Genomic DNA, 21,919 nt, shown 5'->3' with positions numbered 1-21,919 from the left:
GGGGAGTCAGTAATGGAATCTTTGTTTGTTCAAAATATTTTAGGGATTGATAAGCCAATCGTGCAAGCACCGATGGCTGGAGTGACTACGTCTGAATTTGTAGCAGCAAGTGCAAATGCAGGTATTTTAGGTTCGATTGGTGCTGGATATTTAACTGCAGAAGCGACTAGAAATTGTATTCGAGAAGTAAAATCTTTGACTGACAAATCTTTTTCAGTAAATTTGTTTGTACCAGAACAAGTTGATGCTACGGAAGAACAAATTGCACAAGCGTACGAGGCATTAAAGCCATTTCGACAAGAACTTGGGTTATCGGGAGAAAAGGTAGTGTTATCTTCAAGTGAGTTCGCGGAGCAGGTAAAAGTTGTCGTTGATGAAGGCGTGAAAATTTGCTCTTTTACTTTTGGAATACCAGATCAAGAAACAATCTCCTATTTACATAAACATGAGACTTATTGCATTGGTACTGCTACGACTGTAGAGGAAGCAATTGCGGTGGAACAAGCAGGATTAGATGCTGTTGTTTTACAAGGTGGCGAAGCAGGTGGTCATCGTGGGACGTTTTTAGAGCCCCTTACGTTAATTCCAACAATGGAGTTACTTAAAAATACAATCGGCAAAATAAAGATACCCATTATTACTGCTGGGGGTATTATGACAAAACAGCAGATGCTTGAATTCCTTAATGAAGGAGCAGCAGCTATTCAGATTGGGACGGCGTTATTAGCAACTGAGGAAAGTGGCGCACATCCACTACATAAAGAAGCGATTTTACAATCAGAAAAAGATGTTACAGCTTTAACTACCGCCTTTTCAGGGAAAGCTGCTAGAGGAATTGTAAATGATTTTATGACTTACATGGCAAATCAATCGATTGCTCCTTATCCAGTTCAAAATGATTTAACTAAGGAATTACGTAAAGTAGCAGGTGAGCAAGGTAAAGCGGAATATCTATCAATGTGGGCTGGTGAAAATCTGAATTTGGCCAAGCCCGGGACGGTAGCAGATATTGTGCATCATTTTATAAGTGAAGACTATTGATTTAGGTTAATTATTAGGCGTACTACATTTTTGTAGTGCGCCTTTCGTTTAATGAATTGTTGTATTTTCATAGAAAACTAGAGCAGCTAATGGTTGAAATTTACGTTAACGTCAATGATATACTGCTTCTAAGTTCTTGTTAGGATGGTGGCGCTATTGAGGACAATTACAGATATTGCAAAAGAATTCGATGTAACAACACGGACAATTCGCTATTATGAGGAACTCGGTTTATTGTCTCCTCAACGGACAGATGCAAAAAAAAGAATTTACACAAATTCTGATTATGCAAAGCTAAAGCTGATTTTCAGAGGTAAGAAATACGGGTTTTCACTCGATGAGATCAAAGAAATGGTTTTACTATTTGACAAGGATCGAACAGGTAAGAAACAACTTGAAAGAACAGTTGCATATGGAAAATTAAAAATGGCAGAAATTGATGAAAAAATGAGGGAGCTACAGGAAATTCGAGATGAATTGGAAACTATGCATCTTGATTTTACTGAAAAATTAAATAGTTTAAAAGGGGGCAGTTATATTGAATAGTTCACAATTATTAACGCGTAATGCAAGAAAGTATCCACATGCGGAAGCTGTTGTGAGTCAAGGCAAGAGAGTCAATTTCAAAGAGTTAAATCAACTAGTTAATCAATTTGCTAATGCTTTACAAGAAAAGCAAATTAAACAGGGAGATAAAGTTGTCTTATTTATGCCAAATGTTGTGGAATTTATGATTAGCTATTTTGCAGTACAGCGTTTAGGAGCTGTAATTGTACCAATCAATGCAAAGTTTTCCACAAAAGAAGTGGAATATATTGTCGAACATTCAGATGCAACCGCCTTCATTGCTCATGAGCTATTATTTCCTGTAGTCGAAAAGCTACAAAATCCAGGTTTACTAATTAAAACAGGTGCTGAAGAAGATGGATGGTTAAGCTTTGAGCAATTAGTAGCTACTAGTAAAGATAACGAAATAAATTGTTCTTTAAAAGAAGATGATGAATCAACTATACTCTATACTTCTGGTACGACTGGTAATCCAAAGGGTGTGCTATTCAGTTATCGAAATATATTAACAGTTGCCCAGATGATCTGTGTAGAAATGGAGATGAAACCAGAGAGCAGGTTACTCCTTATGATGCCACTTAGTCACTCTGCTCCCTTACACTTATTTTTAATGGCCGGAATGATTGTTGGAGCAACAGCGGTATTAACACCAACTTTCACACCAGATCTTTTCATCGATACGGTTGTTGAAGAGAAGACGACGCATTTCTTTGGAGCACCGGTTGCATATCTATTAACAGCACAAAATCAAAAATTAAGTGATGCTGACCTTTCTTCAATGAAATGGTGGGTATATGGTGGTGCACCCGTATCTAAAAAAGAAATAGAGTTCATACAACAGGCTTTTAAAACTGACAATTTGGTATGTGTTTATGGTTTAACAGAAGCAGGGCCAAGTGGTTCGATTTTAATGGCACATGAACATGAAAATAAGGCAGGGAGCATAGGACACCGTTCACCGCTACATACAGAACTACGTATAGTTAACGATATTGGTGAGGATGTAGCAGTAGGAGAAGTAGGTGAAATAGTTCTATTAGGTGAAGGTAATATGCTAGGTTACTATAAAAATGAAGAGGCAACTAAAGCAGCATTTATAGGTGACTGGTTGAAAACTGGTGACTTAGCTAAATTTGATGAAGACGGGTACATTTGGGTTGTTGACAGAAAAAAAGATTTAATTATTTCAGGTGGGGTTAATATTTATCCAAAAGAGATTGAAGAACAAATATTGCAGTATGCTGGTATTCATGAAGTTGCAGTAGTAGGAGTTCCTCATCCTGAATGGGGGGAAACTGTAAAAGTTGTATTTGCTTCAGCCGAACAAGTCGATGTAGAGGACTTGAAGTCTTATTTAACTGAGCATTTAGCTAAATTTAAAGTGCCGAGGCTATTTGAACAAGTCGAAGCACTACCAAGAAATGCATCAGGGAAGATATTGAAACAGCCTCTAAGAAATGTAGGTGTAGTTCAATGAAAGTATTACAAGATGTAACTGAACAAACATCACGAAACTTCTTTCATGATAATCAAACTTTACAACTTATATTAGAAAAAACATTAGATGCAGATTTTTTAGACTTTGCTAATCGAGAATTAACCGTTTTTGGTGAATTATGTGCTAACGAAATCGACTTACGTGCAAAACATACTGATCGTGAAGGCGAACCAAAATTGAAACGCTATGATAAATATGGTGAAGAGGTTTCTGAAGTGTGGGTTAATGATGGCTATAAAAAAACTATACAAGAAACTTATGATACGGGGATTGTAGGCTTTGTGCATAAGGAGATTCCAGCGCTTGGAGTGAAAGGGAAATACACATATAGCTTTGCACAAGGCTATTTATTATCCCATGCTGAGCCGGGTTTTTATTGTCCTGTTACTTTAACTATGGCTACAGCTTATTTATTAGACAATTATGCAGATGAAGAGTTAAAAGAGCGTTTTTTAACACCGGTTTGTTCTACAGGGGACGGTCCATTATTTGAAGGGGCTACGTTTTTAACAGAAAGACAAGGTGGTTCAGACGTTGGTGCAAATGTTGTAAAAGCAATAAAAGAAGGCAACAACTACCGATTATATGGTGAAAAATATTTCGCATCGAATGCTGGAATGTGCGGAGTTGCTATGGTGCTTGCACGTATTGAAGGGGCACCAGGAGGTTCGAAAGGGTTAACATTATTTGCAGTACCTTGGCGTAAGGACAACGGCGAAGTTAATCATTTACGTGTTCGCCGTCTGAAAGATAAACTAGGTGTTAGGGCAGTACCTTCAGGTGAAGTAGAATTTGATGGAGCTGAAGCTTTTGTTGTAGGAGATCCTACTAGAGGGTTTTACTATATGATGGAAGCTTTAAATCTCTCACGGATTTGTAATGCGGTTGCATCTATTGGCATTATGCGCAGAGCATTACTTGAGGCAAAAGAATATGCAACCCGTAGAAATGCATTTGGCAAGAGATTGGCCGATTTTCCAATGGTACGAGATACATTAAGTAAGCTCGCAGCAACACTTCATGTGGAAGTAGCAACCGTGTTTGATTTGATTGGACTGTATGAAAAAGTAACAGCGGGTGAAGCTACTGAACAAGAAGTGATATTGAATCGTTTGTATATCGCTATTATGAAAAAGGAAACAGCCGAGCAAGCAATTCATTTTGCGCACGAAGCAATTGAGATGCATGGTGGAAATGGCTATATTGAGGATTTTGTGACACCAAGATTATTACGTGATGCCCAAGTTCTTACGGTTTGGGAAGGTACTGCGAATATTCTAGGATTAGAATTAATCCGTCTAGTAAATAAATACTCTGCACATATTGTGTTCACGAATGTTATGCAAAAACGCCTACAGCAAATTTCAAACAATGAGCAAAAACAAATTGTCGTTAATCAGCTAAAAATATTAACAGAAGAACTTTCTAAATTCGCGAATTTAGATCCCGATATACAAAGTTTTGAGGCGAAAAAATTAGCTAAGAAAATGGCGCATGTTTATGAAAGTGTAGTTGCAATCGAATGGGCAGAAAAACATGGTGGAAGATATGAGAAACTTGCTGAAGTGTATTTAGATGAGGTGTGGTCTTTAAGGGAAATAGGAGACCCGATGAAAACGGTGCAATATTTTGAAGAGATTGTATAAAGGAAGTGGGTCTGTCTAATATGACCCTAAAAAAATCCCCAAAGAAAAACGTACTGTTTTTCTTTGGGGATTTTTCGTTTTTCACTATTTTCATTAAATTGTGGGCAATTGTTACAATGCCAAACTTAGTCATTTACTCCTTTTTAAGAGAAAGGAGATTTTTTTTATTTTAGTTTGAAGAGATAGGGCTACTCTCAAAATTAAGTGTGCTTTCTCTAACAATACAAATTAAACAGTTAATAATAGCATCTCAAAAATTAATAACTTACAAATGCATTCATATTCTCTTTAGAGGGACTATATATTGATTTGTTCAAAGTGAATTTTTGTAGGAGGAAAAGAAATAAGTGTTGAATGGTTTGAAATAGCTCTTGTTTAAAGGTAAGTATACAGTGATTTTTCTATATGTGGTATAAATGTAATTATATGATAATATCAAATTGGAGTGAAATACATTTTTAAAAGAGGAAATCCAATTGAAAAATTTAATTATTGGTGGCGTGATTCTCATTGAAAACTATTCAAAAGATGTATGAGCATTTAAATTGGGCTAATCAGCGTATTCTTGAAACATTACAAAGTATTGGAGATGAAAATCAAGATGTATTCCGTTTATTTTCTCATATTCTATTAGCAGAAAAAGTTTGGATAACTAGATTACAAGGATTGGACAGTTCACGACTGCCTATCTGGTCAGATGTCGATATAGAAGTCTGTACAGAACTTGTTATTCAAAATGAAGAGAGCTTAACTACGTTTCTTACTAATTTAGCAAATACTGACCTAGATAAATTAATATCCTACACGAACAGTAAAGGAAAAGAGTTTAAGAATTCAGTAAGGGATGTTTTAACTCATATAGCATTGCATGGTCAGTATCATCGAGGACAGATTAACTCACGACTTCGAGCAGAGGGTATAGAACCAGTTAATATTGATTTTATTACATTTGTGAGATAGGGATTTCAAATTAGTCTTTTTCAAGATCTAGTTTATATATGCAGCATGTGTATTTTAAATATGAAAGGGTGTATAGCATGAATAAATATTCGATAACTGAGTTTATTAAAAATACTGAGCAAGAAGATAAAGGAGAAGGATTTTTTGAATTAGAGACACCTCGTTTGCTAGAAGTGAATCTTGATGGACTCGTTTGGGCTAAGGCAGGTTCTATGGTCGCTTATCATGGAAGAATTAAATTTGAGCGAGAGGGTATTTTAGAACATGGCATTGGGGCTATGTTTAAAAAGGCTTTGACTGGTGAAGGTGCTACGCTCATGAAAGCAAATGGTCAAGGAAAGTTGTATCTTGCTGACAGTGGGAAAAAAATCATTATTCTATATTTACAGAACGAAGCAATTTATGTAAATGGAAATGACCTACTTGCATTTGAACCATCTATTAATCACAATATCAAGCTTATGAGAAAAGTAGCAGGTATGATGGCAGGTGGTTTGTTTAATGTTCGGTGCGAAGGAACGGGTATGATTGCCATTACAACCCATTATGAACCGCTAACATTACGAGTAACACCAGGAAAACCAGTTATTACAGATCCAAATGCAACTGTAGCGTGGTCGGGAAACCTTCAACCTGAATTTCAAACGGATATTTCACTAAAAACCTTTATTGGAAGAGGTAGTGGAGAATCAATCCAAATGAGGTTTGAAGGAGACGGTTTTGTAATTATTCAGCCGTATGAAGAAGTTTATATGCAAACACAGAGTTAAAGGTTTTGAAGCGTATAAAAAAACTCTTGAGCTGCCCGAAGAGGTGCTAATGGAAAAAGTCTCTATCAGGCCTTGTATTTATAGGGCTAGGTACTAAACTCATGACAACAAAATAATAATAGCTTTATTGAAAAAACGGAGTCTATGGAACTCCGTTTTTTTGTGCTTATGATATATGAAAGCCTAGGATGGGGCATTGTCTCTAAGAGTAATAAACGGGTCTATAAAAACAGTTCAATTTTTTTTAGAGATTATATAAATGAAAACTGTGAGGGTTACTCTCACGGTTTTTTTATTCATGTGTATACTTACATCAATCATAATGGAACAAAGTGCATCAAATAGAAAAATAGCAGTAGTATTTTCTGAATTATTAATGTAATAATTTTGAAAATATGGGACAATCAAAATAATAGGGGGGGATTTACATATGTCAATAAAACACAATACAGAAGAATATGATAATCCAATATTATACGATAAGGAAAATAACGATTACACAGAGGATATTCCTTTTCTACAAAAATGGGCGTTAAAGGCTGAAGGGACAATTCTTGATATTGCATGTGGAACTGGTAGGGTAACGATTCCTTTAGCAAAAAGTGGTCACAAGATAGTAGGGATAGATTCACATGAAGGTATGCTAAATGAAGCGAAGAAGAAAGCCGGTAAACTGAACTTACCAATAGAATGGATTCAACAAGACTGTACGAAGTTAGAATTAAATTTTAAAACCGATTTTGCTTTTTCTGTTGGGAATTCTTTTCAACATTTTCTAAAGAACGAAGACCAAGATGGTTTATTATCATCGGTTAATAGACATCTTTTTCAAAATGGCATTTTCATCTTTAATACGAGATTTCCGAGTGTTGAAGAATTACTACAGCCAGAAACAGAAGAATTTTGGTATTCGTATATTGATGATGAAACGCAATATAAAGTAGATGTATCTACAATTGCAAAATATGATGCGCTCAATCAATTGCAATATTATACAACAATTCGAAAATATAAGGATGAAACAAATCATATAGTAAATGAAGTGAGTACTAATATTACATTAAGATATGTTTACCCAAAGGAGATGGAACGAGTACTTGCTAATCATGGGTTTGAAGTTATTCAAATATATGAAGATTGGCAAGAAAACCTAATTACAAATGATAGCTATTCAATGAATTTTGTATGTAAGAAAGTTAGTGAAACATGTAAGTGAAACGTTTATAGTTTATCAGTAATAAATAAATCACAGAGGAGAGAATATGTGTCAGTTATCCCTTACTATCATTATTTCGCTCTATTAATCGTGTTCATTTCAAGTTTTATTGGAGTTTTTAAACATAAAAGTATCTTTTATTCATCTGTCGTTACAATTATTTTATTAGTAGTCCCTAATATTTTGCCGATTTTCGAAGTTAATGAAAAGAAAGAGGCTATTATATATGCTATTTTTTATACTATTAATGCGGTAGTTCTTTCATTAGTTGTATTACAATTAAAAAGAGGTTTTTTGAGTAGCCATGAAAAGAATTTGGAATTGTGAAGTTCGATTGAAATAATAGATAGCTTTAAACATTTAGGGGTGAGAGTAATTGCAAATATTTAATATATCTAAAAGACAGATGAATGTGTTTGATTCGGATTTTCAGCTATCGCATATTTGCCAAACTTCAACTGCAACGAATATTAGTCTAATGACTTTAGAAGAGAATGGTGTGATAGGTAACCATCAAACAGTAACGAATCAATTGCTTATCGTATTAAACGGAACAGGCAATGTTGTTGGTAAAGAAGGCGGAAAAACAGTAGGTCCCGGTGATGTTGTGTTTTGGGACAAGGGTGAATGGCATGAAACTACTAGTGAATGCGGTATGCAAGTGATGGTAATAGAGAGTGATGAATTGAGAGCGTCTGACATGCTTTCATTAAAGATGGATTTCTAGATGAAATGAAAATTAATAATAAAAGGACTAGCCTAGATAATCAGCTAGTCCTTTTTATATGCCTATTTTGTATTTATTTAAATTAATTTTCCAATATTCAAAAAATGGCAAGAAGGTATCAAATGCGAGCAACTTTACCTTCTCATTATTTTCACTTAATTATGGTGTAGTCTTAATCATATTTTAAGGCTAAGATTTTGGAATAATTGTTACTGCAACTGTACGTGTAGGTATATTCTGGTTGTTAATTTTTTTATTATAATACTTGAGCATTAAACTATTTAATTCTTGCTGGAAATTATCAAAATGTTCATCGTCAATTTTTAATTCTAACAGCGAAAAGGTTGCCTTGTCTTCTTTAGAACCGTCTAGTTCTAACCCTGATAAATAACTTTCATATTGAGTCATTAATGATAATTGATAATAAGATAAATAACTAATTTTTTCTTCTTTAGATAATTTTTGCCATTCTTCTGAGTCAAGTCGAGCAGCTTCCTCGTTTAGTGAATAGTATTTCTCAAATACAGATCTGACTTTTTTCTCTTTAATTATTTGAATAATACCAGCATCTAAAAGCACTTGAATATGTCTATATAGAGTGGCCTGTGGCACATCTTCTATAATCTTCACCATTTCAAGTGGAGTGAGACCAGTTTCTTTATTTCTCATAAGAGCTTGAGATATTTTCATTCTTACAGGGTGAATTAAAACTTCAGCTTTATTTTTCATTGTTTCTCCTTTGAAAAAATTATTCATTATCCATATTGATAATATTATCAACATGAATTATTAAAATTACAAGTACAACAGTTATATTATTTTTAATTTATAATAATTAGTTGAATTAATATAATTTGAGAAAAGTCTATACAAATGTAATACACTTATATTATCATTATCAATAATGATAATAAAATGTTAGATTCAAGAGAGGGGATTTAAAATGCAATTACATTATAGTCTGGAAGATTTAAAGGATATAGATTGGATGGGAGTTTTACCAATCATATTACCTTTTATGGCAGTAGGATTTATTTTAATTTTGATTGCTTTATTAGATTTATATCGTAATCGTAAGACGAGGGAAAATGTATTTATTTGGACACTTGTTATTTTATTTTGCAATACGATAGGTCCGATTTTATATTTCGTAATAGGAAGAAAGGACAGTAGAGCATAATGAAACTAGAAATTAAAAATGTATCCAAAAAATTTAGGGAAAAGAAAGCAGTTAGTCAATTTTCAATGGAATTAGAAACGGGTCAATGCGTAGGATTAATAGGACCAAATGGAGCCGGAAAATCTACATTAATTAAGATAATTGCCGATATCCTTCAAACAGATGAAGGTGAAGTACTGTTAGAGGGTAAAAACATCTCAAAAATGAAGCGTGAAATAGGGTACCTTCCCCAGTATCCAAATTTTTATGAATGGATGACTGCGAAAGAAACACTCTTTTTTATGGGGCAACTGTCGGGCATTTCAAAAAAAGAATTGATTAGAGATGTACCGATAATATTAGCTAAAGTAGGACTTTCAGATGAAGAGGATGCCAAAATTCGAACTTTCTCAGGCGGTATGAAGCAAAGACTTGGTATAGCACAGGCGTTGTTACATAAACCTGCTTTTATCGTAATGGATGAACCGGTCTCAGCCTTAGACCCGATAGGTAGAAGAGAGGTTCTAAATTTGATTCAAGAAATTAAGCAAGAAACGACAATATTATTATCAACCCATATATTAAGTGATGCAGAGGAGATTTGTGAAAGATTCGTTGTCATTAAAAATGGAATGAAAATTGAAGATACAACAATGCTTGACTTGATAAGTCGTAATAGTAAACCTGTTGTATATTTAGAAATCACACATAATGATAAATCTTGGGTAGATACTGTGAAAATGCTCCCGTATGTAAAAGATGCAGAAATGACTGGCCATAAAGTAAAAATTACATTAGATGATGTTGTAAAATATAAAAATTCTCTTATCCAGAATGCACTAGAAAATAATGTTGATATCATACGTTTTGAAATTGATAAACACGAAACCCTTGAAGAAATATTTTTGAAATTGGTGGTGGGAACATGAATTCTTTAGCTGTACTAATGAAAAAAGAATATAGTCAAGTATTGAATGATTTCAAAGTAATCTGGTTGCCCCTTGTATTTATCTTTTTAGGTACGACGCAGCCAATTATGACATATTACTTACCCGCAATTTTAAAAACACTTGGTGGTGCACAAGGGATTTCAATTGATCCATCTATGACTGAACAGACAGGAGGACAGGTTCTTGCAGCAACGTTGGGTTCACAATTCGATCAACTTGGCATAATGATAATTGTCATTGCTATGATGGGGTTAATTCAATCAGATAAATCAAGTGGAATGTTAGCATTTATTTTAACAAGGCCAGTTACTGTTAGTTCTTATATTGGTGGAAAGCTCCTTTCTAATTATTTATTAGTCTCAATAAGTGTGGGGATTGGTTACGTCGCTTCTTTGTTATACATTCATTTCCTGTTTACCGGTATAGAGTTAACATTAATGATTACTGCACTTTTTTGTTATTTATTGTGGATCCTTTTTTGCTTATCGTTCACTACAATGCTAAGCGCAGTGTTAAATAGCCAAGCGTTAATTGCATTAATAGGTATTATTACGTTACTAATTTGTAGAATGTTAGTTGGACTTCATCCTGTCTTAGATGTGATAAATCCAGCTGGAATGAGCAAACATGCGATGAATTTGCTTATAACAGGCTCAGTGGGAGCAAACTTTTCTATTAATTTTTTTGCAACAATTCTTTGGGTAATTCTAACAGTCATGTTTACGTATCATTGGATCGTGAAAAAAAAATTCCAACCTAAGTAGATTCAGATAGTATTAGAAGTTTCAAAATATAAAAACAATAAATCAATGAATTTTAACTGGAGAGGTATCATACCATGACCCCTATAGATGACAGTAAGATGTTGCAATTTATTGCACTCGGAAGCGGAGAATTTTCGACAAATATAGATAATCCATTACTAGAACAATATATATTACAGCAAGCAATAAATATAAAGCCTAGCATTTGTTTTATAGCAACAGCGAGTGAAGATAGTGAAAGGTATATTAAAGATTTTTATAAAGTTTTTTCTATTAAGAATTGTAAGCCTACACATATTACGATTTCAGACATGAATGAAAAATGTGTTGATTCCATAATAGAGAAACAAGACATTCTTTATATTGGTGATGGTAACTTGAATTTTATGATCAATACATGGAGAAAGTTTAGGATGGAAGAGAAACTTAAAGAAGCCTATCATAAAGGGCAAATCATAGTTGGATCAGGTACTAGCGCAATATACTTGTTTGAAGAAGGGATATGGAAGGATGAATCCTTAGTATACAAAATTTCCGCAGGCTTAGGTTTAATAAAAGGAGTTTTATGCCCTTACTACAATAATGTAGAGAGTAAACAAGCGCTATTTAAGCTTATAAGTAATGGAAGAATTTCATCTGGACTAGCAGTAGATGATGGCGCTGCTGTCCACTTTAAAAATGGTGAATCAGCAAAATGTGTTATTTCAAAAAAAAATTCATCAGCATATTCACTGTCAACAGATATTAAATTTACTGAAGAACATATGGAAGTTATAATGCTGGGTTAGCTATTTAAGATTAGGAAATGTAAGTATTTAAAGCCAACAACATTTCTCTTAATTAATACCTTTATTGTTTTAAAAAAATATGTTGAACATGTTACTATGATGTTTTTATAAATTAGATGATTTTGATATAAGGAAAAAGACTAGCTGAAATTAGTTAGTCTTTTTTATATTTAGATGTAATTATTTTGAATTTATAGGATAATGAGATATATGCATTGGAGAGTTGAAGCGAGGTGTATCCATATGAATAAAAAACTGAGAAGGATTCTGTGGGTAATTCCCAATATATGCTTTTATTTAATTATAATCTTTTTAAGTATTTGGTTAGCAATTAATATAGATCGCCTAGAACCAATAAATAGATTAGATCTATTCGTATTCATGATTATCCTAATACTTGGTGTTTCGCTATTGGGAACATATCGAATAATTTATTGGATTAGAACTGGTCAGTTATATGAAGAGATGATGATCTCTGGTCGCATATTAAATTGAAAGTTAGGCGGAGGAATCAAAAAAAATTATATGGAGAGGGGCAATAAACGATGGTTATTTACTATGAAGTAATCTGTGGTTTGTGTAAAGAACCTTATAAATTGATAGAAGGCACGAAGCATTACAAGCTATATAAAGAGAGAAAAGCAAAAAACTTTCATTGTGTAAGCTGTACAAAGAAATTAGAGCATGCGGCAAAACGGAAGAGGTACTAATATATGTAATCTTTGTAGAGTAAGATTAAATGGGTTATTAGCCCATTGTATATTAGGGAGTGAGCTGATATATGCAAAGACTTGAGAAGGTTTTGAAACTACGAGCCAATAATTTATTAAAAGACTCCAACCAATTAATGATGAATATACAACATGACTTTCCAGAAGATGCATTTGTTAATTATCAAACTGCATGGAGTTTTGATGTTCTAGGTCTTGAAAATGAAGCCATACCTTATTATGAAAAAGCTATCAAACTTGGTTTAGATAATCAAGATGAGCCTAACGCTTATCTTGGCTTAGGAAGTACTTTTCGAACAATTGGGGAATATCAGAAGTCGGAAAAAGTATTTCAAGAAGGTATTACAAAATATCCGGAATTCAAAGCGCTTCAAGTATTTTACGCAATGACCTTATTCAATTTGAAAAAGCACGAAGATTCAATTGGGCAACTACTTGATGTGATTACAACGTCTACAAAAGATGCAAGTATTAAAGATTACGAGCGTGCTATCCATTTTTATAAAGATAAACTTCACCTAGTTTGGTAGAGTAGGGGGGTGTAGAACAGTGTTTTTTATTCAAATGTCTGGATTTCCTGGTTCAGGTAAATCCACGCTTGCGCAAGCTATTGCAAAGCGTACAGGAGCGATTATCGTTGATCATGACATCATTAAATCAGCCTTATTAACAAGTAGCACTGAAGCTTTAGATAGAAAAACATCGGGCTCTATTTCTTATGAAATCGATTGGCAGTTAATCGATTATTATCTTGGACTAGGTAATAATGTGATTCTTGATAGTCCATGCTTGTATGATGAATTAATTGAAAGAGGACTTTCACTACAGAAGAAGCATAATGTAACTTATAAATATGTGGAGTGCTTACTAAATGACTTTGAAGAAATTAATCATCGGTTAGCTTCAAGAAATAGAAAGTTGAGTCAGATCGCGTCTATAAATTCAAAAGAGGATTTTTTATATTCGGTTCAAAATAGTAAAAAACCAGAAGAGCTGAAATGTTTAAAGATAGATACTTTACAGCCTTTAGAATCATACATTGATGAGGTAATCGATTATATCCAGAATGATCATTATAAAATCCTAGGAAAGAACTAAATGTTTTTAAATGGGAGATATGGTGTACTGTCGGTTGTTTTTTGCATTGTAGGGATTCTGTTGTTCTATTTGAGCACATTAAGTATGAACGGCATTATAAATCTATATTTTTTCCTATGGATTGCTTCTTGGATCGCAAGTTTTTGCTTTGGAATTAAAGGAGTAAAATCCAAAGAAAATGGACCCGTAAAGTATTTTGGTATGGTTACAATTTCTGAGAAATTGTAAATTAATAGACAAGTAAGACATACAAAAAAACGCACTCTTATGAGTGCGTTTTAAAATTAAATTCCCATAATATTATAGCCACCATCAATATAAATCGTTTCTCCAGTGACGCCACGAGATAAATGACTCAGCATAACGATAGTCATATCAGCTACTTCAGCTTGTGTAACATTACGTTTTAATGGTGCGCTTTCTTCAATTCGGTTTAAAATTTTGTTGAATGAAGGTACGCCTTTTGCTGCTAATGTTTTAATTGCCCCAGCTGAAATCGCATTAACACGAATATTATCAGCACCGATATCCGCCGCTAAATATCTTACAGATGCTTCAAGAGCTGCTTTAGCAACACCCATAACATTGTATCCTTCTAAGACACGTTCAGCGCCAAGATAACTCATCGTTACAATTGAACCGCCTTCAGTCATATAAGGATGTGCAGCTTTTGTAGCTGCAATTAGTGAATAGGCACTTGTGTCTTGTGCAAAAGCATAACCATCACGTGAAGTCTCAAGGAAACGGTTTTTTAAATCCTCTGCGTTTGCAAATGCCACTGAATGTACGATACCATGAATTGTACCAACTTTAGCACCAATTGTATCGAAAGCAGCCTTAATACTTTCATCGCTATTCACATCACATTGGATGAAAGTAGCCTCTTGGTCTTCATAACCTGCCATTAACTTTTCCAATTTCATTAAAGAGCGTTCTTTTCGATATGTAAAGATGACGTTAGCGCCGACTTCGAAAAGAGATTTTGCGATTCCCCATGCAATGCTACGATCATTTGCCACGCCCATTACGACGATATTTTTATCTTTTAATTGTAGTAAGTTCTCCATAATAGCCTCCTGTGTATAGTTACTATTAGTACCTGATACTAAAATCTTACCCTAAATTGACTCTTAATGCAACTAGTGATTTAACTACTTTGTATAACCATGTAGTTGACAACCAAACCATTTCAATATATAGTCAATGTAGCTACTTTGTTATACAAAGTAGTATTTTATTTACTTAGTACCTTGTCTTGCAATGTACTGAGAGGAGTTGAATATGGTGACAATTAGAAGTCAATTGCTAAAGGGCATATTAGATGGCTGTATATTGGCAGTGATTGAAAATGAATTTGTCTATGGCTACGAGCTTTCAAAAAAGCTACAAATGGTAGGCCTATCTGATGTCAGTGAAGGGACAATTTATCCGGTACTACTACGACTTCAAAAGAATGATTTAATTACAGGTGAAATGAGACCTTCAGATTCAGGTCCGAATCGTAAATATTATAAACTTACAACAGCAGGCAAAGAAGCATTAGATGATATTCGCTCTGAATGGCTCGGTATTTCTGATGCTGTAGGAAAGTTAATGAAAGAGAAGGGATAATAAGTAATGATTAATTCTACATATTATAAAATTCTAAGTGTTGTGAACGACTATCGAAAGGGGATTAGTGGAAATGGTTATAGTGAAGAAGTTAATATCAGAAACTAATGAAAAACGTAAGCTATTAACGAAAGAAAATGAAATCTATTTTGATAAATTACTCATCTATATTAGATCGCATTTATTACTTTCTGAACGTCAATCAGAGGAAGTATTAACAGAGATTCTCGACCATTTATTATCAGCTCAGGCGGAAGGGAAAACAGCAAGTGATGTGTTTGGTTCTAATCCAAAAGTGTATGCTGAAGAAATAGTGGAGGCATTGCCGAAAGAAAAGAAGGGAAATCTTATTACTTTCGGTGTCGAAATATTATGTGACATAATTGGTTGGTTCATTATTATTGGAGCGATAGGACGCTATTTCACAAAATCAGATCAGATTTATTTATATTCCTCTATTATAAATGTCGTTGCTGTTGTTGCAATAGGTTCGGGCTTACTATATGTAATATTGAAGCAGTTAAAACAAGGTGCCTTTGAAGAAAAAATGTCGAAAAGAACTGTGGTTAAATCAGGTGTTTTGGGAGTAGTAACATTCGGCTTGTTTATAGCTATTCTTTACCTTACTGATGAGCTAGGTCCTCTTGTTAATATTACTTGGTTTACTCAGCTAGGTGCAGGATCTGCATTATTACTGATTAGTTATTTAATGAAACGTGATCGGACGAAAAGTTATTAAAAAAACTGCAGAAGCAATTCTGCAGTTTTTTCTCTATTCGAAACGGAATATATAACTTTTACTCAACATACGGACATCTAGTGCAGTATATGACTACAATAAAAAAGACTATTTCCACTAAAAGTGAAAATAGCCACCGAACGGTAATACTATTCGTATTTCAATGCATCGCCTTCAAAAGACTCGTCAGCTACTTTAATTGAATCAGTAGGACATCCTTCGAAAGCATCTTGCATATCTTCCATTAGATCATCTGGAACTTCTTCAGTTCCCATGTTATCATCTAGAATAACGAAGGCAATACCCTCATCATCATAATCATAAATATCTGGTGCAGCAGCGCCGCAAGCACCACATGCAATACATGTATCTTTATCAACAATGGTAAATTTCGCCATGCTTCTCTCTCCTTTTTACAATCGCTCCTAATTAGCTTCCTTTTCATTCTAAAGTGCTTTTCAACACATTTCAACCAAAATTACTTATTCATGGGGGAAATCGCATTGTACATACAACAAATTTTGTTACAGATTTTTCATAAATTTGGGGGTGAACGTTCCGTTTCAGCAGGTTTTCATTTGCTAAAAGGAAAACGTTCAGGACAAACAATTCAAGATGTAGGAAATTTTAACCTCCATTCATTTTTCGGCTTAACACCCAAACTCACAAAAGAAAAATATATGGAGCATGCAGACCAACTAATTGAGTTAGGCTATGCTACATATAGAGATGAACAGTATTTTATACTAACAAATACCGGTTTAGAGGTACTTGAAAAAAGTAAATCTATGCATTTTAATGGTTGGTATTATCGCGGAAATGAGCATATCTTTTTCAAAAGATTATCATTAGTCGTACAATCATTGTCATATTCTGTACAGGAAACAAAATCGTTTGCTCCTATCCAGAAAGATGAAGATATTCAATTATGGGTAAAAAATTTTTTAGTAAAAAATAATTATAAATCAGACACATTTTATCAGGCAATAAGAGTTGAAATCTCAGATTCTCTGAATAGATTGGATATTGAAGATTCCTCATTAAATCTTCTACTCTATCGTTTAAGTGGATTTAATACACCTGGATGGACTTGGCAACAGCTTGCTAGAGAACAAAATAGTTCTTTGTTAGATGTTCAACTAGCTTATATAGAAGCACTGCATATGTGGTTAGATGCTTTATATGAAGAGCCCAAGCGTTATTTGTCACAACTTGCTGAAGGAGTACGTATTGAACAACTATTAACAGAGTCTTCCCAAAAAACTGCAAACTTGTTTCAACAAGGTTTTACGTTAGAACAAATTGCTACGATGCGCCGTTTGAAAGAAAGTACAATTGAAGATCATTTCGTAGAGATGGCGATGACTATGCCTCAGTTTCCACTTGGACAATTTGTGGCATCTCAAGATGTTGAGGTAATTGTACATGCTGTAAAACAAGAAAATAGTAAAAAATTAAAAGTATTGCGTGAGGCCGTTCCTGAACTTTCTTATTTCCAAATTAGGCTCATTCTTGCTGCGAAAGGAGAAATGTAAAATGACGAATTTGGAGCAGCTGTTACAACAACATTTTGGTTATTCAACATTTCGCTCTGGTCAAAAGGAAGTAATAGAAGCAATTATTGAAAATCATGATGTGATTGCTCTTTTACCTACGGGAATGGGAAAGTCACTTTGTTATCAATTACCTGGTTATATATTAAATAAACCGATATTAATCATTTCCCCACTGTTATCGTTAATGCAAGATCAAGTAGAACAATTAAAACGATTTGGCGAAAAGCGTGTTGTAGCATTAAATTCATTTTTGCAAATGTCAGAGAAACGAAATGTATTACAGCATTTACAGCAATATCGATTCATTTTTACATCACCGGAAATGTTGATGAATCCACAAGTACAAGGAGCACTTCGTGAAATGCAGTTAGGGCTAATTGTTGTAGATGAAGCGCATTGTATTTCTCAATGGGGGTTTGATTTTAGACCAGATTATTTAAAAATTACTGACTGGCTAGATAATACAAAACGTCCACCAATTTTAGCATTAAGTGCTACTGCAACAGAGCAAGTTGTAAAAGATATGAAGAATTATTTGCATATGAACGAACCTTTTGAATATATTCATTCTGTGGACCGTTTAAATTTACATTATGATGTAGTGCAACTTGAAAATGCAGCTGAAAAAGCCCCATGGATAGTGGATCATGTCTTAACAACTTGTGGTCCAGGGATCATATATACACAGTCCCGTAAAAAAACGGGTATCTATGCAGAGCAACTTTTAGCTAATGGTATTCGAGCAGCAGCATATCATGCTGGGATGGAGGCAGAAGATAGACAATTTATCCAACAGCAATTTTTGGCTGGGCAACTCGAATGGATTTGTGCAACTAACGCTTTTGGTATGGGGGTTCACAAAGATAATGTTCGTCAAATCATTCACGATCATATACCATCTACTGTAGCCAACTATATGCAAGAGGTAGGACGTGCAGGACGTGATGGACAGGACGCACTGTCCATATTGCTCTATGTTCCAAATGATGAGGATATGACGAAATTTATCGTCACAGAAGATTTACCTCAGCAACGCCATGTGGAACAGTATGCAGCCTACATGCAACAAGGCGAAAACCCAGCAATTATGCTAGATCAACATCAAATAAGTGAAACTGGATTTCGTGTACTTTCATATTGGATGCAAAGTTTGACACCAGAAGAAGTGCAACAAAAGCTTACTGCAATTCGTTTTAGTAAAGTGCATCAAGTAGATGAAATGAAGGAACTTGTAACAGCAGAGAAATGTATACGTGAGCAGCTACTACATTACTTTGGGCAGTCATTAGGAGAAAAACCTGCTCATTGCTGCCATTATTGTGGTATAGAATTTGGTGCAATTTTGAAGTGGAGAAAGAATTTAGAAGTGCAGGAAAATATAGCTTCATGGGAAGATAGATTGACTGCTTTATTGCCGAATCTTTAACAGAACGTACATTTACTTTTATGTTTTATTTCGTCATAATATAGAATAGTACTAGTGAAAAAGGAGGGGTTAAGATGGCTCAAAAGGATTATCGCGAAAAAATAGAAGAGCATCGTCAAACCATTAAGTTAAAGCTCGATTCCGAGAATAACGAAAACCCTTCGAGAATGACCCGTAGTCAGCTTCATGGTAATAATAAAAAGAAAAAGAAACGACGTATTAATCCATTACCAACGATTTTAGCCGTTATCTTTATATCGATTCCAATATCCATCCTTATTTATGTAGGTTTTTTCTATGACAAAGGTGGTAATGAAGAAACGGAATTAGAAAAAGACCATGTGAAATTTGAAACCAATACAAAAGCAAATACACAAGCAAAAGCTGAAGAAAAAGCGGAAAACAAGAAGGAAAAAGAAAAAGTTAAAGAAGAAAAGAAAGCAAATAAAGAAAAAGTGGATGCACCTACAAAGAAGGATGACAATACAGTGGTAGAACCTCCAAAGGAACCTATTACAACACCTCCAAATAATAACGGACAGACTACTGAAACTAATACAACCTCTCCTTCAGAAGCCTATCAACAGGCGCAGTCGAGTGGTCGTTTACATACTGTTCAAACAGGGGATACACTTTATAACATAGCCATGAAGTATTACGGAAGTATAGATGGCATAGCGAAGATTAAACAAGCAAATGGCTTGACTGGTGATAATGTTGTAGTTGGAACGAGCTTGGCGATCCCTCAATAGCTATTGTTATAAAATTGAATAGATATCTGATAATGATTGGTAACGTGAAATTATTCTAAAGAATACCTAGTACTCTTTTCTTCCTAACATTGTGGTTGTTTCATTATTCACCAACATTCAGGAGGAAGTTCTATTGCAGACAGTGACATTGTAGTCATTGTCTGCTTTTTTTGTCTTAGTGTGTATTTTTTAAAATATTGTTTTAATAAAATCTAGTTAGTAGTACTCTCTATATCTATCCTATTAAAGATAGGAGCAAATTCATCATTAGAGAATGAACATCATGCTGAATAGCGAATTGGGAAATATCCCAAATTTAATTAAAGCAGGTATATTGGGGAGCATGTCGAATCAATTTATTAAACTATTGTTTCCTCTTATCGATTTACTTTATCTTCATCTAGACAGTTTTTAATTAGGAGGCTAGAGATGTTACGGCTTATTGATGACTTAGCTGGTGCTATTTATGATTTTATTAAATTTATTTTCACAAGTATTTCTTACCTTTTTGCGGGGATGTTAATTATTGGAGTTCCGCTTTATTTGATTGCACTAGCATTTGAATGGTTTCATTAACTGGTTGCCTGTCTTCAAATGGATACGGTTTTTCTAACTTCAAATAATGGTGGCTATTGTTATCTCTTCGCTTTCGAAATACCAACAGTAAAACAGAGCTGATTCTACATATTTGTAGAGCCAGCTTAATCTTTGTAGAAAAAAGCAGTTAAATTTAACATAAGCTTGTCGAAAATAGTGCAAGAACCAAGAAATATTTAATGGATGCGCGTATAATAGAGATGATAAAAGAGTATACAGTGTCACATCTCCTTGTTTATAGGAGATGTTTATTTATGAGGAGTGAAGGTTCATGCGTCAAATAGATGCAATTATCGTAGGTGGCGGCCCATGTGGTTTAGCGGCAGCGATTTCATTACAAGAAATTGGGTTACAACCAATAGTGATTGAAAAAGGAAATATTGTAAATGCCATTTACAATTACCCAACACATCAAACATTCTTTAGTTCAAGTGAAAAGTTAGCCATTGGAGATGTACCATTTATCATTGAACAGCCTAAACCGAAACGAAATCAGGCTTTAGTATACTACCGTGAAGTAGTAAAACGTAAAGACATTCAAATTAATCGCTTTGAAACGGTTCTTAATGTAACACCAAAGAACGGTACATTCGAAGTTAAAACAGATAAAGATCAATATATAACTCCATATGTCGTAATCTCAACGGGTTATTATGATCATCCAAATTACATGGGGATTGAAGGGGAAGAACTACCTAAAGTCCATCACTATTTTAAAGAAGCTCACCCTTATTTTGATACAGATGTATTAGTAGTTGGTGGGAAAAACTCTTCAATTGATGCAGCATTAGCTCTTCATAAAGCAGGTGCTCGTGTAACAGTTGTTTACAGAGGTGCAGAATACTCACCAAGTATAAAACCATGGGTACTGCCAGACTTCGACGCCCTAGTGCGCAATGGTGAAGTAGAAATGATGTTTGAGACAAATGTTATTGCATTCAAGGAAGATGAAGTTATCTTATCAAAAGATGGCAAAGAATTTGCAGTGAAAAATGATTTTGTCTTTGCTATGACAGGCTACCATCCAGATCATGATTTCATCCGTGCAATGGGTGTGACAGTAGACAGTGAAACAGGACGCCCAACTTATAATCCTGAAACAATGGAAACGAATGTTCCAGGCTTATTTATCGCGGGTGTGATCGCAGCTGGAAATAATGCTAATGAAATTTTCATTGAAAATGGTCGTTTCCATGGTAATCTCATTGCCAACTTCATTCAAGAGAAATAATAAAAGCTGTCACACTAGGGACTGACCCCTGTATTTAAGACAGGGATCAAAAAAGCATTTATCCAACCAGTTGTCGGTATTGTACCGGCGAC

At 34.4% G+C, this 21,919-nt stretch carries 25 protein-coding genes; 22 read left to right on the top strand and 3 right to left on the bottom strand.

Annotated features, from left to right (window positions below; translation table 11 throughout):
* Positions 1-12: 12 nt before the first annotated feature.
* The 9 genes from AMD00_RS11950 (at position 13) to AMD00_RS11910 (ending at position 8,425) form a co-directional block, all read left to right on the top strand.
* Positions 13-1,041, top strand: a complete 1,029-nt coding sequence (locus tag AMD00_RS11950) for an NAD(P)H-dependent flavin oxidoreductase (protein WP_053417290.1) — start codon at positions 13-15, stop codon at positions 1,039-1,041.
* A gap of 156 nt (positions 1,042-1,197) precedes the next feature.
* Positions 1,198-1,587 (top strand): MerR family transcriptional regulator, encoded by a 390-nt coding sequence (locus AMD00_RS11945; protein ID WP_245639509.1) that lies wholly within the window; start codon positions 1,198-1,200, stop codon positions 1,585-1,587.
* A complete protein-coding gene (locus AMD00_RS11940; RefSeq protein WP_053417288.1) occupies positions 1,580-3,085 on the top strand; it encodes a class I adenylate-forming enzyme family protein in 1,506 nt (501 codons plus the stop codon). The genes AMD00_RS11945 and AMD00_RS11940 overlap by 8 nt, the downstream gene beginning before the upstream one ends.
* The gene (locus AMD00_RS11935; protein ID WP_053417287.1) at positions 3,082-4,752 is read left to right on the top strand and encodes an acyl-CoA dehydrogenase family protein; all 1,671 of its coding nucleotides are present in this window, start codon (positions 3,082-3,084) and stop codon (positions 4,750-4,752) included. The genes AMD00_RS11940 and AMD00_RS11935 overlap by 4 nt, the downstream gene beginning before the upstream one ends.
* A gap of 510 nt (positions 4,753-5,262) precedes the next feature.
* Positions 5,263-5,712, top strand: a complete 450-nt coding sequence (locus tag AMD00_RS11930; protein WP_053417286.1) for a DinB family protein — start codon at positions 5,263-5,265, stop codon at positions 5,710-5,712.
* 77 nt (positions 5,713-5,789) lie between these two features.
* The gene (locus AMD00_RS11925) at positions 5,790-6,482 is read left to right on the top strand and encodes an AIM24 family protein (protein WP_053417285.1); all 693 of its coding nucleotides are present in this window, start codon (positions 5,790-5,792) and stop codon (positions 6,480-6,482) included.
* A gap of 430 nt (positions 6,483-6,912) precedes the next feature.
* Positions 6,913-7,698 carry a class I SAM-dependent methyltransferase gene (locus AMD00_RS11920; RefSeq protein WP_053417284.1) on the top strand — a complete coding sequence of 262 codons (786 nt, stop codon included), beginning with the start codon at positions 6,913-6,915 and terminating at the stop codon, positions 7,696-7,698.
* A 48-nt stretch (positions 7,699-7,746) separates the two neighbouring features.
* Entirely contained in the window at positions 7,747-8,025 is a 279-nt protein-coding gene (locus AMD00_RS11915) for a hypothetical protein (protein WP_053417283.1), read from the top strand.
* Between the two features lie 49 nt (positions 8,026-8,074).
* Positions 8,075-8,425, top strand: a complete 351-nt coding sequence (locus AMD00_RS11910) for a cupin domain-containing protein (RefSeq protein ID WP_245639508.1) — start codon at positions 8,075-8,077, stop codon at positions 8,423-8,425.
* Between the two features lie 189 nt (positions 8,426-8,614).
* On the opposite strand, the gene AMD00_RS11905 is transcribed toward AMD00_RS11910, so the two are convergent.
* Complete coding sequence (locus tag AMD00_RS11905; RefSeq protein WP_053417282.1) at positions 8,615-9,154, bottom strand: helix-turn-helix domain-containing protein; 540 nt, start codon at positions 9,152-9,154, stop codon at positions 8,615-8,617.
* A gap of 214 nt (positions 9,155-9,368) precedes the next feature.
* Here AMD00_RS11905 and AMD00_RS11900 point away from each other — a divergent pair, with 214 nt between their 5' ends.
* The 6 genes from AMD00_RS11900 (at position 9,369) to AMD00_RS11870 (ending at position 13,915) form a co-directional block, all read left to right on the top strand.
* The gene (locus AMD00_RS11900; protein ID WP_053417281.1) at positions 9,369-9,605 is read left to right on the top strand and encodes a PLD nuclease N-terminal domain-containing protein; all 237 of its coding nucleotides are present in this window, start codon (positions 9,369-9,371) and stop codon (positions 9,603-9,605) included.
* A complete protein-coding gene (locus AMD00_RS11895) occupies positions 9,605-10,513 on the top strand; it encodes an ABC transporter ATP-binding protein (protein WP_053417280.1) in 909 nt (302 codons plus the stop codon). Before AMD00_RS11900 ends, AMD00_RS11895 begins: the two co-directional genes overlap by 1 nt.
* Complete coding sequence (locus AMD00_RS11890; protein ID WP_053417279.1) at positions 10,510-11,298, top strand: ABC transporter permease; 789 nt, start codon at positions 10,510-10,512, stop codon at positions 11,296-11,298. The genes AMD00_RS11895 and AMD00_RS11890 overlap by 4 nt, the downstream gene beginning before the upstream one ends.
* 74 nt (positions 11,299-11,372) lie before the next feature.
* Positions 11,373-12,086 carry a Type 1 glutamine amidotransferase-like domain-containing protein gene (locus tag AMD00_RS11885; protein ID WP_053417278.1) on the top strand — a complete coding sequence of 238 codons (714 nt, stop codon included), beginning with the start codon at positions 11,373-11,375 and terminating at the stop codon, positions 12,084-12,086.
* A 781-nt stretch (positions 12,087-12,867) separates the two neighbouring features.
* Complete coding sequence (locus AMD00_RS11875; protein ID WP_053417276.1) at positions 12,868-13,347, top strand: tetratricopeptide repeat protein; 480 nt, start codon at positions 12,868-12,870, stop codon at positions 13,345-13,347.
* A gap of 19 nt (positions 13,348-13,366) precedes the next feature.
* Positions 13,367-13,915, top strand: coding sequence for an AAA family ATPase (locus AMD00_RS11870; RefSeq protein WP_053417275.1), 549 nt, complete (start codon positions 13,367-13,369; stop codon positions 13,913-13,915).
* 284 nt (positions 13,916-14,199) lie between these two features.
* On the opposite strand, the gene AMD00_RS11860 is transcribed toward AMD00_RS11870, so the two are convergent.
* Positions 14,200-14,982, bottom strand: coding sequence for an enoyl-ACP reductase FabI (locus tag AMD00_RS11860; RefSeq protein ID WP_053417273.1), 783 nt, complete (start codon positions 14,980-14,982; stop codon positions 14,200-14,202).
* Between the two features lie 217 nt (positions 14,983-15,199).
* On the opposite strand from AMD00_RS11860, the gene AMD00_RS11855 reads away from it, so the two are divergent.
* Positions 15,200-15,526, top strand: coding sequence for a PadR family transcriptional regulator (locus AMD00_RS11855; RefSeq protein WP_053418280.1), 327 nt, complete (start codon positions 15,200-15,202; stop codon positions 15,524-15,526).
* Between the two features lie 73 nt (positions 15,527-15,599).
* Positions 15,600-16,265: a DUF1129 family protein gene (locus tag AMD00_RS11850; protein WP_053417272.1), complete on the top strand. Its 666-nt coding sequence runs from the start codon at positions 15,600-15,602 to the stop codon at positions 16,263-16,265.
* Positions 16,266-16,414: 149 nt separating this feature from the next.
* Here the strand turns inward: AMD00_RS11850 and AMD00_RS11845 are convergent, their stop codons facing one another.
* Positions 16,415-16,663, bottom strand: a complete 249-nt coding sequence (locus AMD00_RS11845) for a ferredoxin (RefSeq protein WP_038190800.1) — start codon at positions 16,661-16,663, stop codon at positions 16,415-16,417.
* A 105-nt stretch (positions 16,664-16,768) separates the two neighbouring features.
* Here AMD00_RS11845 and AMD00_RS11840 point away from each other — a divergent pair, with 105 nt between their 5' ends.
* The 5 genes from AMD00_RS11840 to AMD00_RS11825 all read left to right on the top strand — a co-directional run bounded on the left by AMD00_RS11840 (position 16,769) and on the right by AMD00_RS11825 (position 21,827).
* On the top strand, positions 16,769-17,800 hold the full coding sequence (locus AMD00_RS11840; RefSeq protein WP_169786355.1) for a helix-turn-helix domain-containing protein: 1,032 nt from the start codon (positions 16,769-16,771) through the stop codon (positions 17,798-17,800).
* A gap of 1 nt (position 17,801) precedes the next feature.
* Entirely contained in the window at positions 17,802-19,247 is a 1,446-nt protein-coding gene (locus tag AMD00_RS11835) for a RecQ family ATP-dependent DNA helicase (protein ID WP_053417270.1), read from the top strand.
* A gap of 74 nt (positions 19,248-19,321) precedes the next feature.
* Positions 19,322-19,999, top strand: coding sequence for a LysM peptidoglycan-binding domain-containing protein (locus tag AMD00_RS11830; protein WP_053417269.1), 678 nt, complete (start codon positions 19,322-19,324; stop codon positions 19,997-19,999).
* A gap of 429 nt (positions 20,000-20,428) precedes the next feature.
* Positions 20,429-20,575 (top strand): hypothetical protein, encoded by a 147-nt coding sequence (locus tag AMD00_RS23565; protein WP_169786354.1) that lies wholly within the window; start codon positions 20,429-20,431, stop codon positions 20,573-20,575.
* A 292-nt stretch (positions 20,576-20,867) separates the two neighbouring features.
* Positions 20,868-21,827: a YpdA family putative bacillithiol disulfide reductase gene (locus AMD00_RS11825; RefSeq protein ID WP_053417268.1), complete on the top strand. Its 960-nt coding sequence runs from the start codon at positions 20,868-20,870 to the stop codon at positions 21,825-21,827.
* The last annotated feature ends 92 nt before the right edge of the window (positions 21,828-21,919 follow it).

Source organism: Viridibacillus arvi, assembly GCF_001274945.1.
GTDB lineage: Bacteria > Bacillota > Bacilli > Bacillales_A > Planococcaceae > Viridibacillus > Viridibacillus arvi.
This window is presented reverse-complemented; position numbering and strand designations above follow the sequence as displayed.